Here is a 10,124-nt window from a genome sequence, read left to right as displayed (position 1 = left end):
TTGGTTGAGTCTCATTTAGCGATTGAACAAATTTCAAACTGATACAGTACCGAAATTAATGGTGATAACGCCCGGATACCGTAGTGCCGTTGTGCTTGTATCCGCCGGTGCTGAGGCAGGTTTCGCAGACCACATCTAGCTCGACCCGATGCCCGACAATTTCGCCGGATAGGTCGGCGCCTATTGCCCTGATGAGACGCTCGACCGTTGCCGCGCGGAACTCGCCGATCTTGCCGCACTTGATGCAAATAGTATGGTGGTGATGCTCGATGCGCGAGAGCATATATCGCGGCGCGCCGTCAAGCAGGCTCAGCCGGCAGATTATACCCGCTTCTAGGAAGAGCTTGAGCGTGCGGAAAACGGTTGCCCTGCCTACCTTCGGCAGCTCACGGACCACATCTTCAGCGGTAAAACCTTCCTGCTTTTCTTCGACGACTCTCACTATGGCGCGGCGCGGCGCAGTTGACCGATAGCCCCTGTCTTCAAGTATTGCCATTATGTCCGGACGAGAGGTTAGAACAGTTGCCATTTTCCTGTGTCTCACTATCCCTAACTCTATAAGATTTGGTGTGGTTTATTCTCCATTCAGGCGAACCTTGTCATTCCTTAACGAGTCTGTCAAGCCTAATTCCATTAATCTCACCGTCGGCAATTGTACGCAAATTGATGCTCAGTATCAATATCAAACTCGTCAGTATCGATTCGTCAGCTATGAGGTGCCTATCAATCGCCCGGCACTAATGGACCAACGGCATCGATAGGATAGACAGGATTGAGATGGTTCGCCCACGGCCCACCACGCGAATTAAAGGAATATGCAAAAGGGTACATTTAGGACAATTGACGGAAGTTTCACCCCTCCCACCCTAGCCTTTCCTCCTGATGAGGGAAGGGACTTTTGCATATTTCTCACACGAGCCAGCGCTCTTGTGGATATGAGCATTCTGGTGTAACTTATGGCACATTCCAGGTTTTGTACGAATAGTTACGATTATTATTATATAAACGATGGCTATCGCCATAGAAAGTTGGCTACTGTCCTTGGTCGATGTGCAAAGCCAAACAACGTCGTCACCATTTTGATCGAAAGGGGCAATCTGTTGAAGAACATTACATCTCTGTTATCACGAATAGTGTCATTGTTCGTATTGGCACTCTTGCTGCTGACGCTCGTATTCACAGACAACACCGTTTTGGCTCAACAGAACAACTACAGCCAGAGAGACGCTCTGTGCGCCATATATGACGCCACGGGGGGTGATCAGTGGACGATTAACGACGGCTGGTGCCAATCCGGCACGGCCTTCAGAGATTGGTATGGGGTCAGCACGGAGCGATTAGGCTACTTTGAAGGGGTATCGAGCATCAACCTCGCTGACAACAATCTGCAGGGAAGCCTACCGTCAAAAGACTGGGTATGGAAAAACTTCTTACTGCTCAAGAAAATAGACGTTAGCGACAACCGGCTAACGGGCGATATACCTATCGACATAGCGCGTCTGCACTCCGTCATGGAGGAAATCAACTTGTCCGGGAACGACATCAGCGGAAGCATACCCCGACAAATGGGACAAAGCGCCAAATTGAAGAAGGTGTGGCTCGGCGACAACGAATTGAGCGGCTCTATCCCTTCGACGCTGGGCAACCTAGAAGACCTTGAGTCTCTCATCTTGAGCGACAATGACTTGAGTGGGGCTATTCCCTCGGAATTGGGAGACCTGACGAACCTTAGAGAACTCGTGCTGAATGGCAACGACTTGAGCGGTTCCATTCCTGCAAATCTAAGCAACCTTGAGAACCTGGAGAGACTGGCGCTGAACCGAAACGACTTGGAAGGGCCTATCCCGGCAAATCTGAGCAGTATGAGCAAGCTGAAGATTGTGGGTTTGGCTAACAACAAACTAACAGGCAACATTCCCGACTCTTTCGGTATGCTGTCCAATCTCCAGAGGCTTCACGTTCATGACAACAAACTGCGAGGTTTCGTTCCCGTATCATTGGCGAATCTGGCGAACATGAAGAGTTTCGATGCTCGCAACAATAAACTTTGTACACCTGATAACGCCGTCTTCCGAGCATGGATCGCCACGCTTGACCTATACGCAGTTGACGACTCCAACTGTCCCGCCACAGACAGGGCGGCGCTCGAAGCCATCTATCAAGGTATGAATGGCATCGAGTGGCCGCGACAAGAAAACTGGATGAGCGCAGCAGACCTTTCCGATTGGCATGGCGTCGATACGGACGAGAATGGGCGTGTGACTCGGCTCGACCTATCCTACAATGCTCTTGCGGGCGAGATTCCGTCCGAGATGAAGGACTTGGACAGGCTCGAACTTCTGGATTTCTCTCACAACGGAGTGACAGGCTTGCCAATCTGGATCGCCGAAATGACCGAATTAAGAGGCTTGATGTTGTCTCACAATCCTATTGGCGAGCAATCTTTGCCCACAGCCCTGTTGAGTATGCCTTCGCTGCGGCTCTTACAAGTTGAACGAACCGGACTGTGCGCGCCGGCTACCGACGAGTTTTACGAATGGATGCGCTCTTTGGACAAAGCTTCCGTCGCAATCTGCCAGTCTGACCATGACCGCAATACGCTGACAGAGCTGTACGACGCGCTGGGTGGAAGTGATTGGACTCGCCGAAACAACTGGAAAAGCGACGAACCTCTTGGGAACTGGGAAGGCATTGAAGTGTGGAATGACGGTCGAGTCAAGTCAATATCGCTGCCTAGAAACAACCTCGTTGGAGAGATTCCCGCGAGCATAAGAAACCTCGATAGGCTCACTGAATTGAACCTAGCCGGCAACGGGATTACCGGGACGATTCCCTCGTCTATTGGAGAATTGGCGAATCTCAAGGCGTTGAAATTGTCCCACAATGCCGTTGGAGGAGGTCTGCCGGCGGAGATAGGCAACATATCGTCGCTTGAAGAGTTGGCACTTGAGCATACGGCCCTGGCTGGAGGGATCCCGTCAAGTCTGACGAATCTCGATAACCTGATCTACCTTCGCTTCACCGGCAGTGGCTTGTGCGCTCCCATCGATGCTACTTTCCAGAATTGGCTTGGCGAAGTGGGCACGGTTTGGGGCCGTTACTGTGAAGGAGCGGATTAACCCAGTGTCAACGCAACACTCTCCGCCAAAGGACAAGGAATAAGGACCAGAGCGCATTCGATCGGTATTTCAAGCAGAAGCAATACCGAGAGCATGTATTCGACGATTGAGAGGCTTTTCCAGAAGCACATAAGGACGGCGCATCTAGTGGCTCATCCAGTGGCTCAGGTGACCGAGGCGCTCCGCAAGTTACCAGCAGATTAACGAGACGATTTCACAAATCCCTAATGTTGTCATTCCGCGCTATCTTTGTCATTCCGAACCTACTGCCATGTCATTCCGAACGCAGTGAGGAATCTGAAGCACGTCCCTGCGAAGGCAGGGATCGTTGCACGCAGACCTGTTTCCGACTTTAGATTTCTCGCTCCGCTCGAAGTGACAGGGTACATATTGCATTTGTGAAATCGTCTTGAATTAACAGCACTCTGGCAAACCATGCGCGATTTCCTATAAAATGCGGGGCGGCAATCAGTTAGGAGGTCTCGCGATATGGCTGAAATCGAGAAGCGAATTAAAGAATTGGGAATCACATTGCCGGACAGCCCGCCGCCGATGGCGAACTACGTGCCTGCGGTGCAGACCGGCAATCTGCTATTCGTCGCAGGCTTGGGTCCTGCCGCTCGCGATGACGGCACCACGCCGAACGGCAAAGTCGGCAAGGACTTGTCGCTAGACGAAGGATACGAAGCCGCGCGGCTGGTCGGCATCAACTTACTGTCGCGGCTCAAGAGCGTGCTGGGCGACTTGGATAGAGTGGAGCGCGTGGTCAAGTTGCTTTCAATGGTCAATTGCACACCGGAATTCAACCAACAGCCGCAGGTAGCCAACGGCTGCTCGGACTTGTTGGTCGAAGTGTTCGGCGACAAGGGCAGGCACGCGCGATCCGCGGTCGGCATGGCATCGCTGCCGAACGACATCCCCGTCGAAATCGAGATGATCGTGGAGATACGCGACTAACGCCGGCGCGAGTAAGGCAGATATGGCACGCAGACATAGGTAAATCTGCGCTTCTGCCGGCTCAATTGCTGTCGCGCAGTGCTGTAATAATGATGTACAACACCACCGGCAGCAGAATAATCCATAGAATCAGGCGCGGCGGCAGGCGTTTGAGGAAGTTCATGAGCTAATATCTAGACTTGTCGAGGTGGCTCGTACTTCCGGTATTCTTGGCACGTATTGATTATCGAATCGTCATTCCTGCGAAAGCAGGAATCCAGTGCCGTTGTGGTCAGGTCCAATTTACATTATCAGCGCTTATAGAGAACACTCGCACTTCCCGACATTGTATGTCAGCAAGTCCGAACAATTCTAACACCAATTCGAAGTGATTAAATGGCGTACAAGCTCATTGCGCTGGATGTCGATGGCACGATACGCACTGCGGGCAGCCCGATAGCGGAGCGCACTCGCAGGGCGGTCGATGCTGTGCGGCGCGCCGGTGCGATCGTAACGCTCGCGACCGGGCGCACATTCGGCTCGGCGACGCCGAACTGCGGCATACTAGGCATCGAAGTGCCGATCGCCACATCGCAGGGCGCGTACATCGCCAACCCGGTCAGCGAAGAAGTGCTGCACCACCACACGCTCACTACCGATATGGCACTCGCCGCGTTGGACGCGCTGGAAGATCACACATCAAACGACGGCACGCAGGCGGTAGCTTATCACAGCGAGCGCATCTATGTGGATAGGATGAGCGAGTGGGCGGCAGGCTACGGTCAGCGCACTGAGATGGATGTCGTTCTGGTGGAAGACCTGCGCGAAATCGCCGATGAGGGGCTGACGCGAATCGTCGCCGTGGGCGAAGATTGCGACATCGAGATGCTGGAACGCGACATTATGCCGGAATTGTCCAACAGAATGCTGGTAACGCGCTCCCTGCCCTACTTCTGCGAAATCTTGCATTCGCAAGGCGGTAAAGAAGACGCGCTGGAGTGGATGTGCGACCACTTCGGCATTCAGCAGTCCGAAACGGTCGCATTCGGCAACGGTTACAACGACATCCAAATGCTCGAATGGGTAAATCTCGGCATCGCAGTCGGAGACGCCGTGCCGGAAGCGCTCGCGGCGGCGGACATTATCGCGCCGGCATTCGCAGAACACGGCGTTGCGCAGGTGCTTGAAGATTTACTGCGCGATGGCAAGATTGGATAGCGGATAAATCGGACAAGCAGACATGGCAACAGGCAAGAACCCACCAAAACCAAAGGTCGTAGTGCTGGGCAGCGTCAATATGGACCTCGTCGCAACGATGCGGCGGATGCCGGACTTGGGTGAAACGGTGGCGGGCGACGGTTTCTTCACCGCGGGCGGCGGCAAAGGCGCTAATCAGGCGGTTGCGCTGGCGCGGCTTGGCGCGGACGTGCGGATGGTCGGCAAAGTGGGCGACGACGATTTCGGACGCGCGCTGCTAGACGGGCTGCGCGCAGAAGGCGTCGATGTGCACGATGTTGCGCTTGATGCCGCTCATTCCACGGGCATTGCGATGATATTAGTCGATGCCGCCGGGCAGAACCGCATCGCAGCAGTGTACGGCGCGAACATGGCTTGCGACGAGCAGCAGCTAGTAGCGGCAAAGCGCGCGATGAATGGCGCGGACATCCTGATGTTGCAATTGGAGACGCCACCTGAGATTTCAGTCGCGGCGGCAATGCACGCACGCAGCATCGGCGTCCGCGTTGTCTGGGATCCGGCGCCGGCCGCCGCAATGCCCGATGATGGCTTTGCGACCGCAGACATCCTGACGCCGAACGAGATCGAAGCCGCAGAATTAACAGGCATATCGGTCAAAGGTGTGCAGGGCGCGCGCGATGCTGCGAAATCGCTGCTCGCCAAGGACGTAGGCGTCGCGGTCGTGAAATTGGGGCAGCAAGGCGTTTACGCAGCGAGCGCAGACAAAGAGTATTTCGTGCCGCCACTCAAAGTCGATATGGTGGACAGTGTGGCAGCAGGAGACGCATTCGGCGCAGCACTCGCCGTCGCCCTGGCAGAAGGCAATGGCATAGACAACGCGCTGAAGTTCGGAGCGGCTGCCGGCGCACTCGCCGTCACCAAGCCCGGCGCCCGAGACGCCATGCCCTTCCGCACAGATGTCGAGTCGCTGCTAGCACAGTCGCCATAGCATCCATTCCGGCGATAGGCTTCTAAGCTTTGTGGACATTTCTGATTTTCAGCCCGTCATTCCTGCGGAAGCAGGAATCCAGTGGTTCGCAGATAGCATTATTGGAAGCCTTCGGCTCCATCTTACGGCTCTGGATTCCCGTTCCCCGATCAGGGTCGAGGACATGCTTCACAGGAATGACGCAAATGCCCATACAACCTAATAAGTCAGCGCGGGCATGCCTTCTATGTCCATCTGAGTGAGCATTTGCCGGTTGATGCGGCGCACGATGCCGGGTCCCCTATATATCAAGCTTGTCAGAATCTGCACCGTGGTCGCGCCCGCTTGGATTGCAGCGAGCGCGTCTTCTCCGCTGAATATGCCGCCGCACGCGTTGATAGCGAGCCCGCTGCCCGCCTCTGCGCGGATGTCGGAAACCATCTTCACCATGTCCGCGAACACGGGCTTGCCGCTCAGCCCGCCCGCGCCGACCGCAAGGCGCGAATCGCGGATGGGCCATGTATTGGCAATCGTTACGGCTTCAACGCCCTGCTCCACGCAGACATCGACTAGGCTGAGCACCATATCGCGTTGCTCGCTGCCGATGGAGGGCATTTCAATGTACGGCGGCAACTTGATGAACAGCGGCTTGTGCCTTTGCTCATTCAGCGCGCCAAGCAACTGCCTGAGCGTGTCCGGCTGCTGGAATATACGCAAGCCCAATGTGTTCGGCGAGCTGATATTGATCTCAATTGCAGACGCATACGGCTCTAGGCGCAAATGGCAGCGCAGGATTTCGTCCGCCGCAACGCCAGATACGCTGGCAACAACCGGCGTGCCTTTCAAGAGCGGCTGCGCCTCTCGGAGCTGGCGCTCCGTATAATCGACGCCCTTGCTCGGGAACCCGTAGGAATTGACCAGCGCATCATCGCGTTCGTAGCGCAGCACACGCGGCGCGGGATTGCCCGCGCGCGGCATTTCCGTTACCGTACCGCAGGTCAAGTAGCCAAAGCCTATCGATTCCAATGCCGGCAGCGATTCACAGTCCTTGTCGTAGCCGGCCGCGAGCCCGACGGGATTGGACAGCCGCATCCCGGCAAGGTCAACCTCAAGGCGCGAATCGTCCACCTGTAGCAGCGACGATGCTGCCCGCCAAACCTGGTGCTGCTTCAGCGCCATGTGCGCCACCGACTGCGCCGTCTCAGGCGGCAGCCGAAACAGCAGCGGCTTGATAAACGTGCGGTAGGTGTCTGGATTGATTATCAGCAATTTTCGTCCTCTACTGCGCTTGCGATGCTTCAGACTGAGTAAATCCAATTATACCAAGCTGCCGGCAAGAATATACAGACTGTTGCAGTCATACATAGCTGCACTATGACCCGCAACGCACCACGAATCGCACCGACCGAGCAACCGAAATACCGACGAAACCGATATACACGCCAATGCGCACACCAATTTTCGCGTATAATCAAGGTAGATGGCAGTATTACACGGACACTAATCGAACAAGGCGGAAACATGGACATTACTTTCGATAGAGGCAGCGAGGACGCGCCCAAGGGACACGCCTTTGTTTACTTCCGCAGCACTACGGACGCGGGCGCGGTGTGGGCGAGCTACCTCGTGATTCTGCCGATAACGGTAGATGTGGCGAAGTATGTGCCACCGTTCCTAATGAGCCAGATTCCCGACGCCAGCATGCAGGATCTGTCCGCGTTCGCGTTTCCGCCGGCGCCGGAGCAGATGGAGAGTTTTGAGCAGATTCAGCGGCTCGCCGAGACGCGCGACGACGACATATTGTTCGCCGGCACTTTCAACACAAGCGACCTACCATCTATGATGATGGCGGCGGGCGACGCCGTGCAACAATACACCGACCTGTATAACACAACCGTCGGGCAGCCGTCCGTTATCGACTCCGAATCTGCCGAGTCCGTGCTAGATGAGGACAGCGTTGGCGTCAACGAAGTAATGTACGGGCTGATGAGCGACAGTGACAAGCTCAGCGAACTCACGACGCTTGTCGGCAAACTGCGATTCGCCGTGGACAGCAACGAACAGGCATTGATGAACGAAGCCGAAACGGACATCGCCATGCTGTCGCGGCATCTCGGCTTTGACCACAAGACCGACCGCATCGTGGACGCCATCAAGGAGGGCAGCGACGACGCGGGCAGGCTGACGATGCTCTACGTGCAGCGCTGTTACTGCATCGTGCAGGAAGACTACATCATGCTGGGCAATGTCGAAGAGCAGATAACCGCTATCGAGTCCGGCGATTTTGGCGGCTTGTAGCATCGTGTTGCACCGGCCAAGCGCGTTGAGACGATTTCACAAATCCCCAATGTTGTCATCTCGCGCCGTCTTTGCCATTCCGCGCAGTCTTTATCATTCCGCGCCTTTTCTTGTCAGTCCGAACGCAGTGAGGAATCTGAAATCGTAACATGCAAACCTGTTTCCGACTTTAGATGTCTCGCTTCACTGGAAATGACAGGCATAAATTGCATCTGTGAAATCACATTATGGCGCTGACATAGCGCCTGCATCACAGAACGCGAAACAAGAAAATCACCGCTATCGAACGGGGCAGCGCAGCAGCGGCTTACGGCGGTGGACAATAGCGGCGGAAGACCCTACGCCAGCACCTGCATCGCGTATCTTGAACGCAGCAGGTCGCCAGTCTCAAAGCGGTTTAGATTTAACATTGAAATGTCCACGCAGTCGGCGCTGCCCTGCGTTATCAGCTCCGCCATTGCCTTGCCGATCATCGGCGATTCTTTGAATCCGTGCCCGCTGAAGCCGACCGCGCAATATAGCCCTTCGATGCCTTCTATGCGGTCTAATACCGGATGCCAATCCGGCGTTACGGTGAACGCGCCCGACCAGCCGCCGCGGAATACGGCGCGCGACATCGCAGGGATGCGCTTAACAATGCCCTCAAATGTCGGCTCCACGACATCCATATCCACGCCCTGATTAAAGGTGTCCGCGTCCACAAATTCTTCCTCGCCGGCTCCAATCATAGTAAGCCCGCCAATGTCAGGGCGTGCGGAAAAGCCGTTGAGATTGTCGGCGACTATGGGATGCTCCGTGTCCGGCCCCGGCGGACGGCGAAGCACCACGACCTGATGTCGCAGCGGTCGTATCGGCACATCCACGCCGACGCCGTTCAGCAGACTGTCGCTCCAAGGCCCGGCTGCGATAACCGCGATAGGCGTCTCGATGCGACCGTCTGCGGTCAACACTGCGGTTACCCTGCCGCCGCTCACTTCTATGCCCGTAACCGGCGTGCTGTCCTGAACGCGCGCGCCCATCTCACGGGCACGGTTGGCAAATCCGAGCGTGACCGAGTACGGGTCAGCGTAACCGGACTCGGATTCGTATGCGAAGGATTCGTCGCCCTCTACCGACAGCATAGGCGCGAGTTCGCGCATATCTTCGATGGACACAACTTCGCTTGCGATACCGAGCCGCCGGTGCATCGCCACATTATCCAACAGCGCCTGCCTGTCTTCCTGTCCAACTATCAGGAAGTATCCGGTTTTGGTGTATCCGGAAGGCATGCCGGTGATTTCCTCGAAGTTCCTGAAGATGTCCAAGCTCTTCCACGCGAGCAAGGATGTCACTTCGTTCGAGTAGTGCATTCGCAGTATCGCCTGTGACTTGCTCGTAGATCCGGACGCCAGAACATCGCGCTCTAGCAGCAGCGTGTTGGTTACGCCTTCCTCTGCTAGGTTGTACAATATGCTGCATCCCATCACGCCGCCGCCGATGATTACCGCTTCTGCTGTGTTTGGCGCTGTGTTTGGCATAGTTGCACCTCGTCACTGGGATATGCGCCTAGTTTATCACCTGCGGGCATGTACAGGATAGGCAAGATAGCATATAGTTGGGGCAATGAA

The 10,124-nt window shown here is 55.6% G+C and carries 8 protein-coding genes; 5 read left to right on the top strand and 3 right to left on the bottom strand.

The annotated features are described in order from the left end of the window. Window positions 1–55: 55 nt before the first annotated feature. A complete protein-coding gene (locus F4X57_10690; GenBank protein MYC07617.1) occupies window positions 56–529 on the bottom strand; it encodes a transcriptional repressor in 474 nt (157 codons plus the stop codon). A 427-nt stretch (window positions 530–956) separates the two neighbouring features. Between F4X57_10690 and F4X57_10685 the strand changes: the two genes are divergently transcribed. The 4 genes from F4X57_10685 (at window position 957) to rbsK (ending at window position 6,240) form a co-directional block, all read left to right on the top strand. Next, on the top strand, window positions 957–3,119 hold the full coding sequence (locus F4X57_10685) for a hypothetical protein (protein ID MYC07616.1): 2,163 nt from the start codon (window positions 957–959) through the stop codon (window positions 3,117–3,119). A gap of 489 nt (window positions 3,120–3,608) precedes the next feature. Next, window positions 3,609–4,076 (top strand): RidA family protein, encoded by a 468-nt coding sequence (locus F4X57_10680; protein ID MYC07615.1) that lies wholly within the window; start codon window positions 3,609–3,611, stop codon window positions 4,074–4,076. 375 nt (window positions 4,077–4,451) lie between these two features. Further along, complete coding sequence (locus F4X57_10675) at window positions 4,452–5,273, top strand: HAD family phosphatase (GenBank protein ID MYC07614.1); 822 nt, start codon at window positions 4,452–4,454, stop codon at window positions 5,271–5,273. 22 nt (window positions 5,274–5,295) lie between these two features. Continuing rightward, window positions 5,296–6,240, top strand: a complete 945-nt coding sequence (gene rbsK, locus F4X57_10670) for a ribokinase (GenBank protein MYC07613.1) — start codon at window positions 5,296–5,298, stop codon at window positions 6,238–6,240. Between the two features lie 198 nt (window positions 6,241–6,438). Here the strand turns inward: rbsK and pyrD are convergent, their stop codons facing one another. After that, window positions 6,439–7,536 (bottom strand): dihydroorotate dehydrogenase (quinone), encoded by a 1,098-nt coding sequence (pyrD, locus tag F4X57_10665; GenBank protein MYC07612.1) that lies wholly within the window; start codon window positions 7,534–7,536, stop codon window positions 6,439–6,441. A 204-nt stretch (window positions 7,537–7,740) separates the two neighbouring features. Between pyrD and F4X57_10660 the strand changes: the two genes are divergently transcribed. Further along, on the top strand, window positions 7,741–8,517 hold the full coding sequence (locus F4X57_10660) for a hypothetical protein (protein ID MYC07611.1): 777 nt from the start codon (window positions 7,741–7,743) through the stop codon (window positions 8,515–8,517). Window positions 8,518–8,855: 338 nt separating this feature from the next. Here F4X57_10660 and F4X57_10655 read toward each other — a convergent pair whose 3' ends face one another. Further along, window positions 8,856–10,034: an FAD-binding oxidoreductase gene (locus F4X57_10655; GenBank protein ID MYC07610.1), complete on the bottom strand. Its 1,179-nt coding sequence runs from the start codon at window positions 10,032–10,034 to the stop codon at window positions 8,856–8,858. Between the last annotated feature and the right edge of the window lie 90 nt (window positions 10,035–10,124).

The sequence above is a fragment of the Chloroflexota bacterium genome (assembly GCA_009840355.1).
Taxonomy (GTDB): domain Bacteria; phylum Chloroflexota; class Dehalococcoidia; order Lucifugimonadales; family JADFKI01; genus Bin90.
This window is presented reverse-complemented; position numbering and strand designations above follow the sequence as displayed.

Excerpts from the sequence above, each read along its gene's own strand:
- rbsK (MYC07613.1), top strand. The coding sequence starts at position 5,296 with ATGGCAACAGGCAAGAACCCACCAAAACCAAAGGTCGTAGTGCTGGGC.
- F4X57_10660 (MYC07611.1), top strand. The coding sequence starts at position 7,741 with ATGGACATTACTTTCGATAGAGGCAGCGAGGACGCGCCCAAGGGACAC.
- F4X57_10655 (MYC07610.1), bottom strand. The coding sequence starts at position 10,034 with ATGCCAAACACAGCGCCAAACACAGCAGAAGCGGTAATCATCGGCGGC.
- F4X57_10685 (MYC07616.1), top strand. The coding sequence starts at position 957 with ATGGCACATTCCAGGTTTTGTACGAATAGTTACGATTATTATTATATA.
- F4X57_10680 (MYC07615.1), top strand. The coding sequence starts at position 3,609 with ATGGCTGAAATCGAGAAGCGAATTAAAGAATTGGGAATCACATTGCCG.
- F4X57_10690 (MYC07617.1), bottom strand. The coding sequence starts at position 529 with ATGGCAACTGTTCTAACCTCTCGTCCGGACATAATGGCAATACTTGAA.
- F4X57_10675 (MYC07614.1), top strand. The coding sequence starts at position 4,452 with ATGGCGTACAAGCTCATTGCGCTGGATGTCGATGGCACGATACGCACT.